Source organism: Chitinophaga vietnamensis, from assembly GCF_902167635.1.
GTDB lineage: Bacteria > Bacteroidota > Bacteroidia > Chitinophagales > Chitinophagaceae > Chitinophaga > Chitinophaga vietnamensis.
Genome location: NZ_CABHMS010000001.1, coordinates 681,849 through 701,716, shown reverse-complemented (window position 1 = coordinate 701,716; position 19,868 = coordinate 681,849). Strand labels below are relative to the sequence as shown.

At 49.2% G+C, this 19,868-nt stretch carries 15 protein-coding genes; 5 read left to right on the top strand and 10 right to left on the bottom strand.

All coding sequences use genetic code 11. The features are described from left to right. Positions 1–22 precede the first annotated feature (22 nt). Genes FPG75_RS02965 through FPG75_RS02945 form a run of 5 tightly spaced genes read right to left on the bottom strand, consistent with a single transcriptional unit; the run spans position 23 to position 5,913 of the window. A complete protein-coding gene (locus tag FPG75_RS02965) occupies positions 23–1,312 on the bottom strand; it encodes an MFS transporter (RefSeq protein ID WP_143305064.1) in 1,290 nt (429 codons plus the stop codon). 34 nt (positions 1,313–1,346) lie between these two features. Continuing rightward, positions 1,347–2,012, bottom strand: coding sequence for a beta/alpha barrel domain-containing protein (locus FPG75_RS02960; RefSeq protein WP_143305063.1), 666 nt, complete (start codon positions 2,010–2,012; stop codon positions 1,347–1,349). Positions 2,013–2,014: 2 nt separating this feature from the next. Then, a complete protein-coding gene (locus tag FPG75_RS02955; RefSeq protein WP_143305062.1) occupies positions 2,015–3,013 on the bottom strand; it encodes a sugar kinase in 999 nt (332 codons plus the stop codon). After that, complete coding sequence (gene uxaC / locus FPG75_RS02950; protein ID WP_143305061.1) at positions 3,014–4,408, bottom strand: glucuronate isomerase; 1,395 nt, start codon at positions 4,406–4,408, stop codon at positions 3,014–3,016. Positions 4,409–4,422: 14 nt separating this feature from the next. Continuing rightward, positions 4,423–5,913, bottom strand: coding sequence for a tagaturonate reductase (locus tag FPG75_RS02945; RefSeq protein WP_143305060.1), 1,491 nt, complete (start codon positions 5,911–5,913; stop codon positions 4,423–4,425). Between the two features lie 190 nt (positions 5,914–6,103). Here FPG75_RS02945 and mnmA point away from each other — a divergent pair, with 190 nt between their 5' ends. Continuing rightward, positions 6,104–7,207, top strand: a complete 1,104-nt coding sequence (gene mnmA, locus FPG75_RS02940; protein WP_143305059.1) for a tRNA 2-thiouridine(34) synthase MnmA — start codon at positions 6,104–6,106, stop codon at positions 7,205–7,207. Positions 7,208–7,245: 38 nt separating this feature from the next. Here the strand turns inward: mnmA and FPG75_RS02935 are convergent, their stop codons facing one another. Further along, entirely contained in the window at positions 7,246–8,628 is a 1,383-nt protein-coding gene (locus FPG75_RS02935; RefSeq protein WP_143305058.1) for a hypothetical protein, read from the bottom strand. Between the two features lie 30 nt (positions 8,629–8,658). Then, positions 8,659–9,873, bottom strand: a complete 1,215-nt coding sequence (locus tag FPG75_RS02930; RefSeq protein WP_144695821.1) for an RsmB/NOP family class I SAM-dependent RNA methyltransferase — start codon at positions 9,871–9,873, stop codon at positions 8,659–8,661. A 73-nt stretch (positions 9,874–9,946) separates the two neighbouring features. On the opposite strand from FPG75_RS02930, the gene FPG75_RS02925 reads away from it, so the two are divergent. After that, entirely contained in the window at positions 9,947–10,756 is an 810-nt protein-coding gene (locus FPG75_RS02925; protein ID WP_143305056.1) for a hypothetical protein, read from the top strand. Between the two features lie 61 nt (positions 10,757–10,817). On the opposite strand, the gene odhB is transcribed toward FPG75_RS02925, so the two are convergent. Together odhB and FPG75_RS02915 are read right to left on the bottom strand one after the other, a co-directional pair. Continuing rightward, positions 10,818–12,380 carry a 2-oxoglutarate dehydrogenase complex dihydrolipoyllysine-residue succinyltransferase gene (odhB, locus tag FPG75_RS02920; RefSeq protein WP_143305055.1) on the bottom strand — a complete coding sequence of 521 codons (1,563 nt, stop codon included), beginning with the start codon at positions 12,378–12,380 and terminating at the stop codon, positions 10,818–10,820. 85 nt (positions 12,381–12,465) lie between these two features. After that, on the bottom strand, positions 12,466–15,222 hold the full coding sequence (locus FPG75_RS02915) for a 2-oxoglutarate dehydrogenase E1 component (protein WP_143305054.1): 2,757 nt from the start codon (positions 15,220–15,222) through the stop codon (positions 12,466–12,468). A 257-nt stretch (positions 15,223–15,479) separates the two neighbouring features. Between FPG75_RS02915 and rpsT the strand changes: the two genes are divergently transcribed. The 3 genes from rpsT (at position 15,480) to FPG75_RS02900 (ending at position 18,850) form a co-directional block, all read left to right on the top strand. Then, positions 15,480–15,734 (top strand): 30S ribosomal protein S20, encoded by a 255-nt coding sequence (gene rpsT, locus FPG75_RS02910; RefSeq protein ID WP_143305053.1) that lies wholly within the window; start codon positions 15,480–15,482, stop codon positions 15,732–15,734. Positions 15,735–15,821: 87 nt separating this feature from the next. Next, positions 15,822–17,546, top strand: a complete 1,725-nt coding sequence (locus FPG75_RS02905; RefSeq protein ID WP_143305052.1) for a M14 family metallopeptidase — start codon at positions 15,822–15,824, stop codon at positions 17,544–17,546. A 188-nt stretch (positions 17,547–17,734) separates the two neighbouring features. Further along, positions 17,735–18,850, top strand: a complete 1,116-nt coding sequence (locus tag FPG75_RS02900) for a PDDEXK nuclease domain-containing protein (protein WP_143305051.1) — start codon at positions 17,735–17,737, stop codon at positions 18,848–18,850. On the opposite strand, the gene FPG75_RS02895 is transcribed toward FPG75_RS02900, so the two are convergent. Further along, on the bottom strand, positions 18,847–19,863 hold the full coding sequence (locus tag FPG75_RS02895; protein WP_161596641.1) for a beta-ketoacyl synthase chain length factor: 1,017 nt from the start codon (positions 19,861–19,863) through the stop codon (positions 18,847–18,849). The two genes, FPG75_RS02900 and FPG75_RS02895, sit on opposite strands and share 4 nt — an antisense overlap. Positions 19,864–19,868 lie beyond the last annotated feature (5 nt).

Sequence of the window (19,868 nt, the reverse complement as noted above, 5' to 3'; positions counted from 1 at the left end):
TAAATCAATAAATTCGTAAATCCTAAGGCAATCTAACTTGTTCCATCTTCGGGGCGAACAGGTGCATCACGAGCCATGCCAGCAGGTATGCGACGCTGCAAATACCGAAAAGGATATTGTAACCAATACCGATGTTGCCCATCATTTTGTAATGCTGTAACATGGAACCTACTACTATCGGGAACAATGTGCCGCCAATAGAGCCGGCCATGCCGCCGATACCCACTACGGAGCTAACGGCGCGTTTCGGGAACATATCGGAAGCAGTGGTGAAGATAGTGGCAGACCAGGCCTGGTGCGCCGCTGTAGCCAAACTGATGATCAGGATGGCCATCCATACGTTATTGGTGAATTGTATCAATGTGATTGGCAACACACATAGAGCGAAAATGAGCATCGATATTTTACGCGCCTTGAAAATAGGCCAGCCGCTTTTGATCAGATAGGAAGATAACCATCCGCCGCCAATACTGCCAAAGCTGGTGATAGAATAGATGACGATGATCGGTAAACCGAGGTTCGACTTCATATCCACATGGAAGATAGATTCCAGGTAAGTAGGCAACCAGAAAAGAAAGAACCACCATACCGGGTCGGTGAGCAACTTGCCGAACACAAATGCCCATGTTTGACGGATACCCAGCAGCTTCGCCCATTTCACCGGCTTGGGCTTCTCTGCTTCCACTTCCTGATCGGAATGGATATAATCATATTCTTCCTTGCTTACTTTCTTGTGGCGGCCAGGGATTTCGTAATAGATGATCCAGAGTATCAGCCAGGCAAAGCCGATAGCGCCCGTCCAGAAAAAGGCATGACGCCAGCCATGGTTGCGGGCCAGCCAATATACCATCAAAGGCCCTACTACGGCTGCAATATTAGCGCCGCTGTTAAAGATACCAGTGGCCAGTGCGCGCTCTTTCTTCGGAAACCACTCCGCCGTTGCTTTGATAGCCGCCGGGAAATTGCCCGCTTCACTGATACCCAATACAGATCGTACGATGCCGAATCCCAGCGTGGTTCTTACCAAAGCATGCGCCATCGCGGAAAGGCTCCATACCACAATAGAAACGGTATACCCGATCTTGGAACCGAGCTTGTCTACCAGGCGGCCAAAAAAAAGCAGGCCAATAGAATAAGCCGCAGAAAAAGTCATTACGAGGTTACTGTAATCCGTTTCTGACCAGTTGAACTCTTTAGAGAGATCACCCTTCAGCAAACCCAATACCTGACGGTCTATGTAGTTAATGGTGGTGGCAACGAAAAGCAAGGCACAGATTCTCCAGCGATACTTACCAATAGTTGTGGAATTCATTACGGCTGATTTTGGAATTTATAAGTGGCTTAAATTAATTATTACGCCGGACAATTGCAAACGTTTGCATAATTTTTTCCTTCAGGGCCGCCCAGTCTTTCGCATCGATCAATGCTTTGGTGAGCAGGTTGGAACCCATCCCTACACAAACCACACCTGCTTCATACCAGCTGTTGATACTCTGCGGCGTGGGCTCTACGCCGCCGGTAGGCATAAATTTCAATTGCGGGAACAAAGGCTTGATCGCCTTCAGAAAGCCTGGCCCCAGCACGTTTCCGGGAAACAGTTTCACCAGCTGCGCCCCCTGTTTCTCCGCTACGGAAATCTCTGTAGGCGTCATACAGCCAGGCACGCAAAGTATTTGCTGCGATTTACACCAGGCCGTGATCTCTGTATCGATAATCGGGCATACGATGAAATCAGCTCCTGCACCGGCATAGTAGGCGGCATCTGCCTGGTTCTTGATCGTGCCAATACCGAGGCGCATTCCCGGCATCGCCGCATTCCGCTTGTCCAGCAGCGCCTTGAAATTAGCACGCGCATGAGCGCCCCTGCTGGTAAATTCAAATACGCGCAAACCCGCATCGTAACAGGCTTGCAGCACTGCGATGCAAACGCCGGCATCATCATGGTAAAACACAGGAATGATCCCGCTCTGCTCAAATGCCGCAATGATCACTTCAGGTTGTGGTGCACTCATGGCTATATAAGTTTAATGATATCATTAATCGGTGTGGTGTTGAAATCTCCCTTCACAAAGAATTTGGAATAGGCCGCCGCTGCTGCAAAATCAATGATCTGCTGATCGTTCTGCCCCTGCAATTGCGTGTGGATCAGGCCTGCCATAAAACAATCGCCGCTGCCTACACGGTCTACTACTGCATTTGTTTCATACTCTTTTGAAATGCTGATATGCCCCGCATGATAGTAAAACGCATAGTATTGATTATGCGAAGGAGCACTGGAGAAACGGAAAGTGAACGCTACGCGCTGACAGCGTGTATACGTTGCCGTTATTTCCTTTGCCACCTTTTCCGCCGTTTGCAGGAAAACCGCTTTGGTAGCGTTTTCCATGGCCACGGTATCCAATGCGGTATCCAGCATGGTATGCGCTGCCCAGATATTGCCCATCACTACATCGCAATACTGCACCAGTTCAGGCATCACTTCAAAAGGCTTCTTGCCGTATTGCCATAATTTACTGCGGTAATTAAGATCTGTGGAGATGATCATTCCCTTGCGGGCGGCCGCTTCCAGCACTTCTCTGCAAACGTTTGCCGCTTGTTGGCTCAACGCCGGCGTAATAGCGCTCCAATGGAACCACTCGGCATCGCCCAGCAATTCGTCCCAGTTCACTGTTCCCGATTCAATCTCGCTGAAAGAAGAATATTTGCGGTCATACACGACTTCCGCATGTTTAAGATCGCTGCCCTGCGCCAGGTAATATAACCCGATGCGATCGCCGCCCCATAACATTCGGCCCGTGTCAATGCCAATATTGGACAATTGCTGCAATACATCTCTTGAAAAACCATTATCAGGCACTTTACTCAGGTAGGCTACCGGGGTGCCCCATCCCGCCAAACTCGCCGCCACATTGGCTTCTGCGCCGCCTACATACGCAGCGGCAGTATGCTGCGCCAGCTGTGGCGACAAACGCAGGAGTATCTCTCCGAATGTAATTACTTTTACTGCTTTCATCTAAAATCCGAAATATGCTTTCGCGTTATTGTAACAGATATCCTGTACCATCTTGCCCAGCCATTTGATATCATCCGGCAGCTCTCCGTTCTCCACATCTTGTCCTAACAGGTTACACAAAATACGACGGAAATATTCGTGCCGCGAATAAGAAAGAAAACTTCTTGAATCGGTAAGCATGCCTACAAAACGGCTCAGCAAGCCCATATTGCTAAGCGTGTTCATCTGCTTCTCCATACCGTCTTTCTGATCCAGGAACCACCATCCGGAGCCGTATTGCATCTTTCCGGCCACAGTACCATCCTGGAAATTCCCCATCATGGTGGCAAACACTTCATTATCTGCCGGGTTAAGATTGTACACGATGGTTTTAGCAAGACGATCTTTTCTTTCCAGCTCGTTAAAGAATGCGCTCATACGCGCAGCATTGCTCCAATCGCCGATGGAGTCCACGCCGGCATCGGCGCCCAGCAACTGCAACAGCCTGCTGTTGTTGTTGCGGATAGCGCCCGCATGGAACTGCTGCGCCCAGCCGCGTGCATGGTTCCATCCACATACTTGCAGCAGCACGGCAGTCTTGAACTGTTCATTCTCCAGATCATTGACCGGCTGGCCTTTGCGGGCTTTCACAAAAATATTTTCCAACTCGCTTTCCGTAGCTGGTGCAAATACAAAGGTGCTGATGCCGTGATCACTCAGCCGCCCGCCTTTTTCATGGAAATAGGTATGGCGCTGGTGTAGCGCTTCCATCATCGCTTTGAAGCTGCTGATATCATTATTGGTAACGGTCGCCAGTTGATCCACAAAGGCATTGAAAGCGGCCGGATTATCCACCGCCATGGCCCGGTCTGGCCGGAAAGTAGGCAACACGCGCGGCCCGAAAGGATGCGCGGCAATGGCCGCATGATGTTCCAGCGAATCCACCGGATCATCTGTCGTGCACAACACATCTACCTTGAAATGTTTCAGCAGGGCTTGTGTAGTGAGCGCAGGCAATTGCTCATTGCATTGCTGATAGATCTTCTCTGCCGTGGATTCATTCAGCAGCTCCTTTACGCCAAAAGGATTGCGCAGTTCCATGTGCGACCAATGATACAGCGGGTTGCGCATGGTGTAAGGCGCTGTAGCGGCCCAGTGACGGAACTTGGTGAAGTCGTCGCTGTCGCCGGTGATATATTTTTCAGGTACGCCATTGGCGCGCATCGCACGCCACTTGTAGTGGTCGCCACGAAGCCAGATATCCGTCAGGTTCCTGAATGCTTTGTTCTGTGCAATTTCATCGGGCGGCAAATGGTTGTGGTAATCGATCACAGGCATCTCCTGTGCATAATCGAAATATAATCGTTTAGCCGTTTCCGTTTGGAGTAAAAAGTCTTCAGATAAGAATGCCTTCATATACAATGAATGATTTAAGAAGCTGATCCCTGGTGAATAAATTGTTTTACGCCTTTGCTTTGCAGCTGCTGTAAATGTTCAGCCACCGTAGCAGAGAAGCCGGGAAGCGCGTCCAGACTGGTTTCCCAGAGGCGCTCATCGCGGCATATCTGTTGTACCATCTCTCCGATATTATTATGATCACGCCAGTATGCTGCAAAGATGGCGGCATTATCATCGGTGATCAGGTATTCTTCTCCTTGTCTGCTACCATAATATTTACCGCCTTCTTCACGCACCGGTTTCAGGAAAAGCAGCATGGCAGCGAATCCCAGGCACATGTATGGAGGCAGCGACTGCTGTTGCTCATAATACCGCACAAATGTGCGCACATTGCGCGCATTCATTTTGGAGCTTTCCTGGAAAGTGATGCTGATCAGTTTGTGCGCAATGAAAGGATTGGCGAAGCGGTCCAGCACATCTTGTGCGAAGCTGCCCGCCTGCGGACAAATATCCTTGATGGTAGGTAATATCTCTTGTAATATTACTTGTTGAAAGAAGTTGCGCAGGTATTCATCTTCCATACATTCATACACGGTGTTGAAGCCGGAAAGAAATGCCAGCGGCACTGTGATAGTATGGCTGCCATTGAGGATGCGCAGTTTCTGTTCCCGGTATGGCGTGATGCTGGGCGTGATGAGCATGCGCTCATCTGCCTCATGAAACGACAGCACCGAACGGATATAACTATTCCCCTCGATGGCCCACAACAGGAAGGGCTCTACTTCTATCCACAACTGGTCGGTATAGCCGGCTTTGGCTTCCTGTTCCGCCAGGTTGCGGGGCTTGCCCGGCACAATGCGGTCTACCAGCGAATTGCAGAAGTGGTTATCTGCCTGCACCCAGCCGATGAAGGCTGCTGGCAACTCATTGTACACGGCCAGTTGCAATACGATCTCTTTCAATAGCTGGCCGTTGTTCACCACCAGTTCCGTAGGTACGATCACAAAACCGGTGTTGCTGCCGCCTTTGAAATATTGATAACGCTCCCAGAGGATAGCGAGCAGTTTACCGGGGAAGGAAGACGGTACGCCGGCAGAAAGTTTTTCTTCGACATACTGGATGCCTACCTCTGTGGTGTTGGAGATGATTGTCTGTAATGCAGGCTGGTGAACGGTTTCCAAAATCTTCTGCCAATCTGCATTCGATTGCAAAACGCGACTTATAGAAGCGTTGATCAGCGCCTGATCAACGAGCTCGCCTTGGGCAATACCTTTGATGTGCGTGGTGTAGAGGCTGTCCTGGCGGTCGAAATCGCTGGTATCGCCATCGGTGGACTTTACAATCACGATCCGTCCTTCATAGATCCCTTTTTTATTGGCTTTATCCACCAGGTAATCTACGAGGCCACGCAACAGTACGCCGGTGCCGAATTGCAATATTTTTTCCGGAAACTGGAATTGTTTTTCATGAACGCCGGAATCTTTTCGGTTGAGCACTAGCTCTTTATTTAAAATCGGAAGCATCACATGTAATTTATGCTAAATACGTCTTGACACAATAAATATATAATTCCGGATTAACATTTTGCAATTAAATTATAATAATGTGCCTTTGCCATCATCAAAATCGATACTGACATTGTTACAATCAATAATGTGTGGATGGCGGTTGGCCGGAATTTAAGTAATTTTGCCTCCTTAAACTTTTTTTGAAATGAGCAAGCTTGGAAAAGTACTGGTAGCCATGAGCGGCGGTATCGATAGTACCGTTACAGCGCTCATGTTGCACGAACAGGGCTATGAAGTGGTGGGCATCACCATGAAAACCTGGGATTATGCATCAGCAGGCGCCAGCAAGAAAGAGACCGGCTGCTGCAACCTCGATTCTTTCAACGATGCCCGCGCCGCCGCGGTGCATCACGGTTTCCCGCACTTTGTGCTGGATATCCGCGACGAATTCGGGGATTTTGTGATCAATAATTTTGTAGATGAATACATTGCAGGCCGCACGCCCAATCCCTGCGTGCTCTGCAACACCCATATCAAATGGCGCGCCCTCATGAAACGCGCCGATGCCATGGACTGCGAATTTATTGCCACCGGCCACTATGGCCAGATCAGGCAGCATACCAACGGCCGTTATGTGATCAGCAAAGGTGTCGATGAGCTGAAAGACCAGAGCTATGTGCTCTGGGGCATCCAGCAGGATGTGCTCTCCCGTACCCTGCTCCCGCTGGGTAAATACCGCAAAACAGAGATCAGGCAAATGGCCTTCGACTTCGGCTATCCTGAACTCGCCAAGAAAGCTGAAAGCTATGAAATATGCTTCGTGCCGGATAACGACTACCGCGGATTCCTGAAACGTAAAGTGGAAGGCCTCGAAGAAAGGGTCAACGGCGGCAATTTCGTACTGGCAGACGGCACCATCGTAGGTAAACACAAGGGATACCCCTTCTACACCATCGGCCAGCGTAAAGGCCTCGAAATCGCCCTTGGCCGCCCTGTATTCGTCACCGAGATCATCCCGGAAACCAATACCGTCGTACTCGGCAGCGAAGATGAACTGCAAAAGAACGAAATGTTCGTGAGCGGCATCAATATGGGGAAATATGATACCATCCCTGAAGGCATGGAAGCCATCACCAAGATCCGTTACAAAGACAAAGGCGCACTTAGCAACCTGTACAATGTAAACGGACAAGTGAAAGTGGATTTCTATGAAAATGTAAAAGGTATCGCACCCGGACAATCAGCCGTATTCTACGAAGGCGACGATGTAGTAGGCGGCGGCATCATCCAGCGTGCAGCCATTATTTAGCTCGGTTTTGAATGATTGATACAAGGAAGGGATGGATATTAATATCCATCCTTTTTTAGTTTAAGTACCCCCAGCTTGTCTGCGGTATTGGTTTTCACATTATTAAAGATGATCAGCCAGGTTTTGTCTTTCAGTAATATGGCGCGCGTAAAATCAGTGGTAGCATCAGGAGCCCAATCTTTCAGCTCTTCAAATGTGCTCTTCACCAATGAAAGTTTCCGTTGATGATCCTTGTAAATGGCCACCAGCTTGGTGATTGGCGTCGTGCTCATCTTCTCCACCGATGATCCGGATATCTCATCGCTAAATTCATACACCGAACGATAGGGGAACAACCGCCCGAGGGCCTGGAAATCCTGTGCATCATCTGTCAACAGATAACGATAAGCCAGCACATTATCCACATCATAGAGCCAGTCGAAATCACGGTCATATATGCGGATGTAGGCATCTGCAAAATCCTTGTCAATAGCCTGCCTGCGATCAATGTAATCTTTTACCATCGGATAGATGCGTTTCGCCATCTTATTAATATAAGTACGGTTGTACCAGTCGGTGCTATCCAGCTGGCCATTGAGCTGCCGGTACACGTAACCATTGCCCATGGCTGTGGCCAGCGCCTCGTTGAGCAGCAGCCAGGCATAACGGCTACTCTTCGTGGGCCGGTCGTTGAACCAGCGCTCCAGCTGTATTTTAAAAGCCGGCGATTCCTCATCGTACAGGATGTGGAAAATTTCGTGCATCATCACAGACAACAATACATTGTAGTCTTCCAGATGCGTTTGCATCGCGCTCACCGCGATGTTCTGGAAGGCCGAAGCCGTAAAGCCGCCGGCATCCGGCAGTGGATATACTGCAAACTCGAAAGGAATGCTGCTATCCCAGGCAGCATGATAGAATTGCACGCCAGCGTCGAAATAAGCAGGAATATTCACTGTTTTGACGAGATACCGGAGCGTATCCAGTTGCTTTTCGAAAGCAGTTTTATTAGGTAGATAAATAAGTGACCGGTAAACCGGCTGGAACTGATTCAGTATATCCGTGAGCGTGATGAGATCAATATTGGGAATGATACCTACTGCCTGTAGCTTGAAATCATTGATAGTAGCAGCATTGATAAGATGTTTCTTCAGCAGCCCCTCCGTGGAGCCTTGCGTTCTCTGCCCATAGGGATAATTCGTATAGTCGTAACTGTAATAGGTGCGCAGGGTGTCAAACACCGCCAGCAGGCCATTATGAGCCGGATCATTGAAAGCGGAGCGCTGGTAGGCATCTTTAAAGGCATTATCTGGCGCATGAGCCGAGAGGCTCTGAACAAACTGGTAAACGGCCAGGGGTTCAGAGAACCGGACATTAAAGCGGGTTTGGGCCGCAGTCAGCAAGGGTAACAGTACCAGCAGCAGTATACCGGTTCTTTTCATGGGCAGGTATTTCCTCTAAAAATAACATAATCACGCCAACCTCGCTGCAAACATCGTGTCAGCGCCTTTGCCATAGCCCGGAATAAGGCCACCCTCCTGCTTTCTCAGCGTGCTGTTGTCTTCGATAAACTTAACAAGTTCCTCATTCTCTTTCCGGAAAACGGAACAGGTAATATAGATCAGCGAGCCGCCTTTCTTCACAAAGGGGATCACGTTGGCGGCTATACGTTTTTGCAGGTCCTGGTAATGTTGTATCTCTTCCCGCTTGAAGAAAGACAGGCTTTCCGGCGTGCGGCCCCAGGTGCCGGAACCACTACAAGGCGCATCGAGTATCACGCCGTCAAACAATTGCTTGCCCATTGTGGCGGCGAAGTTGGGAGCAGTAAGATCGGCCACGCGCGCCTCATATTTTTTTACGCCAGCGGAAACGAAGCGCTGTTGCAGGTTTTCGAGGATAGAACGGCGCACGTCGGTCACCAGCAGTTGCACATCCGGCTGCTGATCTTTCAACAGGATCGACTTGCCGCCACTTGCTGCACAGCAATCCCACCAGCGTTCGCCCGCCTTGGGATGGAAAAGCGCGCCTGTTTGCTGACTGGATGCATCCTGCACTTCATACCAGCTTTTCTCCGGTAGCAAGGCTTCTATATTGGTACCATTGGGCAAAGCCACCGTGCTGTTATTTTCCTGCAAGGTATAAGAGATGCCAGCCTTATCCAGCAATGGCAATACTTTCGCCTGTTTGCCAGGCCGTATGCGGATGAAAAAATGCGGCTGCGTTAAAAACGTATAGGCGAAAGCGTTAGTATCTATCTCTTCAGACAATTCATCCAGCAGTGGAAAAACAGCAGCAGGTTCCACAGGCGGCTGTCCGGCCAGGGCGGCCTTTTCTGCCAGGGAAGCCTGTATCTGCCTATTCCACTCCGGCTTCAGCTGCGCCAGCAGCTCGCCGGGCTGCGACTCGCAAAAGAAGGTAGCCAGCAGCAAACGCTCTTTTACCGGCAGCTGCCGGTTCCAGCCACCCAGGCGGTAATAGTGATATACCAGCTGCGATACCTGACGGCGGTCGCGGCTGCCCATCTGCGGATGCTGCTTGAAAAATGCTTTCAGGAAATGATGCAAAGGCAGCTCGCCTTTATACGCAACAATGATCTTTTCTGCTGATACCAGGTAATTCTCCCAACGGGTCATGGCGCAAAGATACGCTGAAATTGCCGATGCAGGCACATCGCAGGCCCTGGTCATATATTTGTTGATCACACCTCTTAACCGCGTCCCCTACATCTCCCTTGCTTTTTTAACACCCTAAATACCAGTTATGAAAAAATGTACCTGTTTAATTCCTGTATGCCTGTTGGTAGCTTTCACTTTCTTTGCCTGCAAGCGCGTCCCGCCAGAATACAATTGTAAAATGCCCCTGAAAAAAGTTACGGCCTATGATACGGTAAGTGGCGGTATCAGTTATGTACGACAGTATATCTATGACCAGCAGGCAAGAGTAGATTCAGTGATAGAAGATGATTATACCACTCACGGGCAGTTCACCTCTCGTTATCATCTTCATTATAACAATAAAAACCGCGTGGACACGATCTATATCAGCCCGTACGGTTATAAGATATCGCTCTATTTTGATTCGCTTGGAAGGGCCGCCAGCTATATGTCTCCGGACCTCGTGGCAGCGGGTTACGCTTTCTCATTCAACTATGCTCCTCAATGGCCTCAGCCTATTCCTACGTACACCTTATCATCAGGTAATACGAAAGGCGTTACCACTTCTTATTTCCTGGATGCGCAACAAAATCTCGTTAAACTGATCACAGGTACTTACTACGCCGGTATGGTAACGGTAGATATCTATCAGTACATTTATTCCAATGTAAGCAACCCGGAGTACAACAGTTTTATGGCTGCCCGGTTCTATGATATTAAACTGGGTCCGCTCACAACTGATCCATCCATGCTAAGCCCTGTCCTGGCGGCTCACCGCGATCTCAAATATGCTTATGCTACTACAACAGCAGCTACAGATTATGTTTATGAAAAAGATGCCTGCGGTCGTGTGAGAAAAGCGTATGTAACAGCGGGAGGAATGAAGAAGTTGTGGAAGATATATGAATACTATTGAAGATAAAAGCCCATGAAGTGCTTACAGCGCTTCATGGGCTTTTATCTTCATCTGGCTTTTATTATAATTTCAGCAGTGCTTTCAGCGGGTCTTTACCGAACAGCAGTTGTTCGGGGTTTTCCAGCATTTCTTTCACACGTACGAGGAAGCTCACAGATTCGCGTCCGTCGATGATACGGTGGTCGTAGCTGAGGGCGATGTACATCATCGGGCGGATCACCACCTGGCCATTGATGGCCATGGGGCGTTCCTGGATTTTGTGCATGCCCAGGATGGCAGATTGCGGGATGTTGATGATCGGGGTGCTCATGAGCGAGCCAAACACGCCACCATTGGTGATGGTGAAGGTGCCGCCAGTCATTTCATCCATGCTTAATTTGTTGTCGCGCGCTTTGGTGGCCAGTTCCAGCACTTTCTTTTCGATGCCGGCCATATCCAGGCTTTCTGCATTGCGTATAACGGGCACGACTAAACCTTTTGGTGCGGATACCGCGATAGAGATATCGCAATAGTCGTGGTACACGAGTTCCTCACCGTCGATGTAAGCATTTACAGCCGGGAACTCCTGCAATCCAAAGCAGCAGGCTTTGGTGAAGAAGCTCATGAAACCGAGGTTTACGTCGTGTTGTTTCTTGAATACTTCTTTGTATTTCGCGCGCAGCTCCATGATAGCGGTCATATCTACCTCGTTGAAGGTAGTGAGCATGGCGGTGGTGTTCTTGGCTTCTACCAGGCGGCGGGAAACGGTTTTGCGCAGGTTGCTCATTTTCTCGCGGCGCTCAACGCGGCTGAACAGCTCATGGCCGATAGCTACGCCAGGATTTTGCAACGCAGCGTATACATCATCTTTCATGATCTTGCCATGTGCGCCAGAACCTTTGATGGTAGCGGGGTCTACTTGTTTGTCCGCAATAACGGCAGCAGCCACCGGCGTAGTTTTGATATCATTGGGGATGCTGGTCACCGGCGCCTGTTGTGCCTGCGGGGCCGCTTTGGCAGCGGGTGCGGCGGGAGCGGCAGCGGGTGCAGCTTTGCCGGCAGGTCTTGGTGCGGCGGTATCTATTTTGCAGGCCACATCACCGATCTTCAGGGTGTCGCCTTCTTTAGCTACGATAATGAGTGCACCAGCTTCTTCCGCATTCAGCTCGAAGGTGGCTTTCTCAGATTCCAGTTCACAAACCACTTCATCACGTTCTACATAGTCACCATCTTTCTTCGTCCATTTTACCAAGGTCACTTCGCTGATAGATTCACCTACTGTAGGTACCTTCATTTCAATCACGCCCTTGTTCACAGCGGGAGCGGCAGGCGCCGCAGCCGGAGCTGGTGCTGGCGTGGCAGCGGATGCAGCAGGAGCAGCAGCCTGTTGTGCCGGAGCAGCAGCATCAGTATCGATGGTGCAAGCAACTTCACCGATCTTCAAAGTGGCGCCTTCCTGTGCATTGGCGGCGATCTTCAGCACACCGGCCTTTTCTGCATTCAGCTCAAAGGTTGCTTTCTCAGATTCCATCTCGCACAGTACTTCGTCCTGTTGCACATAATCTCCATCTTTTTTCAACCACTTCGCAATTGTTACCTCGCTAATAGATTCTCCTACCGTAGGGACTTTGATTTCGATAACCATATTTAATCAGTTGATGGTGATTGTTATCAGCTCAGCGGTGCTGAATCACAATAACAAATATTTTCAGTTTATAGTTTGCAATTTATTAAATGTTGAACGCTGTGTCGATGATCTGCTGTTGCTCACGGGCATGCACTTTTGCATAACCGGTAGCGGTGGACGCGCTTGGATTGCGGCTGATCACACCATAATTGATCTGTTTCAGGTTCATTTGCAGATAAGAAGCAGCGCCCATATTCAGCGGCTCCTCCTGCACCCAGAAGAAAGTAGCGCCTTTATATTTCTGTGCAATGGCTTCCAGTTGTTTTACAGGCAGCGGATACAGCTGTTCCAGCCTTACGATCGCTACATCTTTACGTTCTTCTTTGATCTGTTTATCGCTCAGGTCGAAGTACATTTTACCGGTGCACAGCAGTACTTTCTTCACTACGCCGGCATCTTCGATGAACGGGTCGTCCAATACTTCTTTAAAGCCGCCTTGTGTAAATTCTTCCATGGAAGAATAAGCGCCGGTATGACGCAGGTTAGCTTTAGGCGAGAAGTTGATCAGCGGCTTGCGGAAAGGCCAGGTGAGCTGGCGGCGCAAGGCATGGAAGAAGTTGGCCGCAGTAGTGATGTTGGTCACCACCATGTTCTCTTCTGCACACTGTTGCAGGAAGCGCTCCGGACGCGCGTTGGAGTGGTCCGGTCCACCACCTTCATAACCATGTGGCAGCAGCATCACAAGACCGTTCTGTGTAGTCCATTTCTGTTCTGCACTGCTGATATATTGATCGATCACTGTTTGTGCGCCATTCACGAAATCGCCATACTGCGCTTCCCATAATACAAGGCTGTTGGGCGTAGCCATGGCATAACCATATTCAAAGCCCAGCACGCCATATTCACTCAGCAAAGAGTTGTATATCCTGAATTTGCCCTGGTTTTCCTGGAAGTGGTTCAGACGGTCGTAGGTGCTGTTGTTATTCTCATCGAACAATACGGCATGACGGTGAGAGAAGGTACCGCGTTTCACGTCTTCTCCGCTCATTCTTACATCTTTGCCTTCGATCAGCAGGCTGGCATAGGCCAACAGCTCGCCGGTGGCCCAGTCTACCTTGCCTTCATCCTGGTACAATTTGATCTTGTCCTGCAACAGTTTGCTCACTTTGCGCAGCGGCACAAAGTCGGCAGGCCATTTCATCAAACCGTCGAAGAGTCGTTTGAAATCTTCTTCACTGATAGCGGTTACCGGGGAAGACTCAAAATCCTGCGGGGTAGCCTTGCGGAGGGCTTGCCACCATTCTTCAGGTTTTTGTTTGGCATAAGGCAGCGGATGTTGTTTCACCTCATCCAGGCGTGCCTGTAGGTCGTCCCAGAAACTTTTCTCCATTTCTTTGGCCAGCGCCTGCGCATCAGATTCGCCGTTGTTGAGCAGGTACTGGGTATATACTTCACGCGGATTAGGGTGCTTGTCGATCAGCGCATAGAGGCTTGGCTGTGTGAACTTGGGCTCATCGCCTTCATTGTGGCCATGTTTGCGATAGCACACCATGTCGATGTAGATATCTTCATTGAATTCCTGGCGGTAGCGGGCTGCCAGCTGTGATACTTTCACCACTGCTTCCGCATCGTCGCCATTCACATGGAATACCGGGGCTTGTACGATAGAAGCCACGCTGGTGCAGTAATCCGACGAACGGGCATCATCGAAATCGGTGGTAAAACCGATCTGGTTATTGATCACAAAGTGAATGGTACCACCGGTGTAGTAGCCTTTCAGTTTGCTCATCTGTGCCACTTCATACACGATGCCCTGACCGGCAACAGCGGCATCACCGTGGATGAGGATGGGCAATATCTTGTCGTAATCGCTGTTATAGATCACATCTGCTTTACTGCGTGCAAAACCGATCACGATCGGGTCTACCACTTCCAGGTGGGAAGGGTTGGGCATCAGTTGCAGGTTTACCTGGTTGCCGGAGGGCGTAGCTACCTGGGAACGGAAGCCGAGGTGATATTTCACGTCGCCGCTGCCCATGGTCATATCCGGTACGGCGAGGCCTTCAAATTCGTTGAAGATCTGCTCGTAGGTTTTACCGAGGATATTAGCCAGCACGTTGAGGCGGCCGCGGTGTGCCATACCGATCACAGATTCCTGTACCCCATATTCAGCGGCAATATTGATCATCGCATCCAGCGCAGGAATGGTGGATTCGCCGCCTTCCAGGCCGAAACGTTTCTGACCGATGTATTTTGTATGCAGGAATTTCTCGAAGATCACGCCCTGGTTCAGCTTCTGCAGGATGCGGCGGCGTTGTTCGAGCGACAGCGGCTGCATCATGGCGGCTTCATATTCTTTTTCCAGCCATTTAGCCTTGGTGCGGTCGTTGATGTAAGTGTATTGGATACCTACAGAACCAGCGTAGATCTTGTTCAGATAGGCGATGATGTTAGTCAGGGTGGTTTTACCTACGCCGATGAAGGAGCCGGCAAAGAATTCCGTGTTCATATCGGCATCAGAAAGGCCGAAATTGGCAATTTCCAGGCCGGCTTTACGGTCTTTACGTTCACGGATCGGGTTGGTTTTAGCGATCAGATGCGCTTTTTTACGATAAGCCTGAATGAGGCGGTACACGCCAAACTCTTTCTCCAGTTGGTCATTGGTCACCGGCGAAGTGCCGCCTGCCGCCGCGGGAGCAGCGGTTCCCGCCTTTCCGTTGACGTTGGATACTGCAAAATCGAACCCTTCAAAAAATTTTACCCATTCTGGGTCTACGGAATTGGGATCTTTGCGGAAATCCTGATATAATGATTCTATGTAAGCAGGATGTGAATTGGTGACAAATGAGAAGTCCTTCATTTACAACGAGTTTTGCTGATCTTCAGTTCAAATACTTTTCTGTTGGTGCCCAATATAATAATATAATGGGATTGCAAATATCGCTCGTTTTTTGATACAGAGGATGGAAAAAATTATAAAATAATAAGATGATTACCTGCGTACACGGCAACTGTCAATGACTTATCTTTGCAGTCTCACCCCGGTAAAGGAACATTAATTTTGTTTTGTAAAAAGAATATCCTTACCTTTGCCGTCCGAAACTTGAAATTTGAAAAATGGCAAACCATAAAGCAACGAAAAAAGACGTACGTCAGAGCAGAAAGCGTAATGAGCGTAACCGTTACTACGGTAAAACTACCCGTAATGCCATCCGTGATTTGAAAGCGTTGACAGACAAAGCGGCAGCGGAAAAAGAATTATCAGAAGTAGCTTCTATGATCGACAAGCTGGCTAAACGTAACGTTATTCACAAAAACAAAGCTGCAAATCTGAAGAGCAAGCTGGCTAAGAAAATCAACACCTTAGCTTAATTGCTTCAGTAACAATATTTATAGCTCTTCCTCATAAGGGAAGGGCTTTTTGTTTTTTCTTCCTGCTTCATATCTCTAAATACTTTTATGAGAAAACTATTGACTGCCATAGCCTGCTGCCTCGCGCTGGCCGCCCAGGCACAAAACCTGGTGACCCGCTACGAAAAAACCAAAGGCCAGGAAACCGCTACCTACCCGGAAGTGATCCAATACTATCAACAACTGTCCAAACAGTTCCCCCAGATAAAGATGTTGCAAATGGGACCGACCGACGCCGGGCTGCCCCTGCACCTCGTAGTGTACTCTCCCACCCGCGATTTCGACTTCAACAGTCTTCATAAAAAGAACAAACGCATTATCCTCATCAACAACGGCATCCATCCCGGGGAACCCGATGGCATCGATGCCAGCATGATGCTCCTGCGCGACCTTGCACAAGGCAAAGCTTCCATCCCCGACAATGTAGTGCTGGCCGTAATACCAGTGTACAATATCGGCGGTATGCTGAACCGGTCTACTTTCTACCGGGCAGACCAGAACGGCCCCGATGCCTTCGGCTCCCGCGGCAACGCCCAGAACCTCGACCTGAACCGCGATTTCATCAAATCCGACTCCCGTAACGCCCGGTCCTTCCAACAGATCTACCAACTCGCCGACCCCGATGTATTTGTGGATAACCATGTGAGCAACGGCGCCGATTACCAGCACATCATGACATTGCTCACTACTCAACACGACAAACTCGGCGGTCCTATGGGCGAATTCCTTCACAACACTTTCGAACCAGGCCTCTACACCCTCATGAAGGAAAAAGGCTACGACCTTGTTCCTTATGTGAATCACTTCGGCGAAACACCTGATAGCGGCTGGGTAGAGTTTGAGGACAGCCCCCGCTACTCCACCGGCTATACGACACTTTTCCACACCTTCGGTTTTGTGCCCGAAACACATATGCTGAAGCCCTACCCCCAACGTGTGCAGGCCACCTATGCCCTGATGCAGTGCTTCATCAAATTCACCGGCGAACACAGCGACGCTATCCGCCAGCTGCGTGCGCAAACCAAAGCAATGGAACTGCATCAGCAGCAATTTCCACTGTCCTGGGAATTTGATATGAACCAATACAGCAACATCACCTTCAAAGGCTTCGCCTCAGGACACAAGCCCAGCGCCATTTCCGGGCTGCCGCGCCTTTACTACGACCGTAGCCGGCCCTACACGCGGCAGGTGAAATTCTATAACCACGCCAACGCCGCCAACTTTGTGGAAAAACCAGTGGCCTATATCATCCCGCAAGGCTGGTGGTCCGTGATCGACATCCTCAAAAACAACCACGTACAAATGCAGCAACTGCAAAGGGATACGGCCATCCTGGTAGAAGTTTATCACATCACAGATTATCAATCCTACAATAAACCTTTCGAGAAGCATTACGTACATACCAACGTGAAAGTGAGCAGCAGCAAGGATTCCATTCATTTCCGCCGTGGCGATTATTACATACCGATGAATCAAACCGCCAACCGCTACCTGATGGAAACGCTGGAACCCACTGCCGGCGACTCCTTCTTCGCCTGGAATTTCTTCGATGCAATCCTGGGTCAGAAAGAAGGCTACTCCTCCTACGTTTTTGAAGACACCGGCGCCGAATACCTGAAAACACATCCTGCACTTCAAGATGCACTGGAGAAAAAGAAAGCCGCCGATACTGCCTTCGCACACAGCGGCCCGGCACAGTTAAGTTTTGTATATAAAAATTCGCCTTACGCAGAACCGGAGTATTTGAGATACCCGGTGTACAGGGTGAGATAAAGAAGATAATGATCAACTGAAAGATAAGCGGGGACAGTGTTTCCCCGCTTTTTTTATTCAGATCATTAAAAATTTTCACACTGAACAAAATGAATATTGCTGATAATAAAAAGCGCTTAAATTTGTAGCTCACTTCTGGTAAATCCCACCTCAGCCGACTTTTTATTGAAAAACTTAATCATCTTCTTATGAAGTTTAATACGCTTGTTAACACCATTGAAGCCACGCATGTGCGCTTCCAGCAAACAGCGGCTAAAGCAGTTAATCGCTCCCTCACTTTACGCAACTGGCTTATTGGCTATTACATCGTTGAATACGAGCAAAGCGGCCAGGATAGGGCAAAGTACCGGGATAATCTGATGATCAAGATCACAGAAAAATTATCTCATCTGAAAATGTCCGAAACTAACCTGAAATTGTTCAGGCAGTTCTATTTATACTATCCTCAAATACACGAACTAGTACGAGATAAGTTAAAAAACAGCGCCATTCAAATTCGTCAGTCACTGACTGACGAATTCCAAAACGCTAATAGTCAAGAAATTGCATCAATAAACCCGCTGCAAGTGCCCGCTAACAAAATAGTCGACAATTTATCTTTCACACACATCACCTGCCTGCTAACCATCAAAGATCAACTTCAACGTACCTTTTACGAGCTTGAATGCATGAAGGCCAATTGGAGCGTACGTGAATTGAAACGCCAGATCGGTTCTTTGTATTTTGAAAGAATGGGACTTGCCCAGGACCCGGAAAAGCTCTCCAGGCTGATCCAGCAACGTACCGCATCTCCAGTAGTTCCATCAGATTTCATCAAAAACGTATATACGTTCGAGTTTCTCGATATTCCTCAGAAAATATTGGGGGAAGAAAACCTGGTACAAGAACAGTTACTGAACCACCTGCAGGACTTCCTGCTGGAAATGGGTCATGGATTTTGTCTGGAAGGCCGGCAGAAAAGAATATTGATCGGACCGGAATACTACTTTATCGATATCGTTTTCTATCACCGGATTCTACGTTGTCATATATTGATCGAACTGAAGGTTGGGGACTTCACTACTGCTGATGCCGGACAACTCACTACCTATCTGAACTTCTTCAAAGCTAAAATGATGGAGCCTGGCGACAACCCGCCAATAGGCATTCTGCTCGTAACTAATAAAAATGAATCTTTGGTGGAGTTTGCGATACCGGCAGGCATGGACCAACAACTTTTTGTCTCGCGATATGCTGTGCAATTGCCCACTAAAAAACAACTGGAACATTTTCTGGCAGAAGAGCTACGGAGATGCAATCTCTAAACCCGCTCCAACACCATCAGCACATGCTGCTCTCCGTAAAAATGGTTATACAGTAATATCCTGTTGAAACCAGATGGCAACGATGCGATCATCGGGAACCACTGCTGTGGCGCCTTTCCACTTTGCAGCATACTGGCGCCCAGCCACAGGCCAAAAGCGCCCGCGGTGTCGTATTCGCCACAGAGATGTTTGAATGGCAACTGTGGAATGCCGGGCAAGATCTGATCCAGCTGTTGATAATAGTGTTCGTGGTTACTATCGCCATTGCGGCCGGTGAGGATAAGGTCTACACCTTCGCCGTATTGCTGCCATACGGCGGAAAGCTTTTCAGGCGTTGGTTTATAGAGCATCCTGAAGCCATTGATGGCAGCGATGCTACCACGTGCAGGCGTAGCCGTTAGTACAAAGAAAGCAGCACCTTCGCCGGAGATAGTACCGGGTGTGAGCTGCTGATACAGCTCGCGGCTGTCGGTGGGTGCGGATTTCCAAAAACCGATGCGGCTTTTGATATAGAAATGTTCTGCGGTGATCTCTTCAAAAGCGCCGGTGAGCGTATGAGCAGCGCCTTCCTGTAACAACAGCATGCTATCGAGCAACGCGTTTTCAAAGGAAAAACCGCGATGTACAAAAGTATTGTTATAGCCGGTGCACTGCTGTTGCAGAGCGATCAGGCCGTTCACGGAGTTATAGGTAGATTGTATGAAAGGCGTGGGGTTGAGCGCCGTTTCCTGGTATTGTTCTATCTCTTTGATGAACTTTTCCGTATCCTGCAAACTACCTTTGCCGGTGCCGGTAACGATAGGGCCAGGTGCGTTGATCCCGCTGTTGGCACTGCAACGGAGTGCAGCCGTGAGGCCCATCTTCAGGATGCGCGACATGCGGCGCAAACTGTTGGCCGGAATATATGGCTTGTAATCAGGCTCGATACAGGCAAGCAGGTTACGGTCTGTATGCACCAGCGGCGCAGAGAAAATATCCCCGTCGAAAGTATGCTGCGGGGAAATGGCCGCCATTCCTT

Coding starts and splice junctions, on each gene's coding strand:
- FPG75_RS02935 (WP_143305058.1), bottom strand. CDS start 8,628: ATGAAAAGAACCGGTATACTGCTGCTGGTACTGTTACCCTTGCTGACT.
- FPG75_RS02965 (WP_143305064.1), bottom strand. CDS start 1,312: ATGAATTCCACAACTATTGGTAAGTATCGCTGGAGAATCTGTGCCTTG.
- FPG75_RS02930 (WP_144695821.1), bottom strand. CDS start 9,873: ATGACCAGGGCCTGCGATGTGCCTGCATCGGCAATTTCAGCGTATCTT.
- FPG75_RS02905 (WP_143305052.1), top strand. CDS start 15,822: ATGAGAAAACTATTGACTGCCATAGCCTGCTGCCTCGCGCTGGCCGCC.
- FPG75_RS02915 (WP_143305054.1), bottom strand. CDS start 15,222: ATGAAGGACTTCTCATTTGTCACCAATTCACATCCTGCTTACATAGAA.
- odhB (WP_143305055.1), bottom strand. CDS start 12,380: ATGGTTATCGAAATCAAAGTCCCTACGGTAGGAGAATCTATTAGCGAG.
- FPG75_RS02960 (WP_143305063.1), bottom strand. CDS start 2,012: ATGAGTGCACCACAACCTGAAGTGATCATTGCGGCATTTGAGCAGAGC.
- FPG75_RS02925 (WP_143305056.1), top strand. CDS start 9,947: ATGAAAAAATGTACCTGTTTAATTCCTGTATGCCTGTTGGTAGCTTTC.
- FPG75_RS02955 (WP_143305062.1), bottom strand. CDS start 3,013: ATGAAAGCAGTAAAAGTAATTACATTCGGAGAGATACTCCTGCGTTTG.
- uxaC (WP_143305061.1), bottom strand. CDS start 4,408: ATGAAGGCATTCTTATCTGAAGACTTTTTACTCCAAACGGAAACGGCT.
- rpsT (WP_143305053.1), top strand. CDS start 15,480: ATGGCAAACCATAAAGCAACGAAAAAAGACGTACGTCAGAGCAGAAAG.
- mnmA (WP_143305059.1), top strand. CDS start 6,104: ATGAGCAAGCTTGGAAAAGTACTGGTAGCCATGAGCGGCGGTATCGAT.
- FPG75_RS02895 (WP_161596641.1), bottom strand. CDS start 19,863: ATGGCGGCCATTTCCCCGCAGCATACTTTCGACGGGGATATTTTCTCT.
- FPG75_RS02900 (WP_143305051.1), top strand. CDS start 17,735: ATGAAGTTTAATACGCTTGTTAACACCATTGAAGCCACGCATGTGCGC.
- FPG75_RS02945 (WP_143305060.1), bottom strand. CDS start 5,913: ATGCTTCCGATTTTAAATAAAGAGCTAGTGCTCAACCGAAAAGATTCC.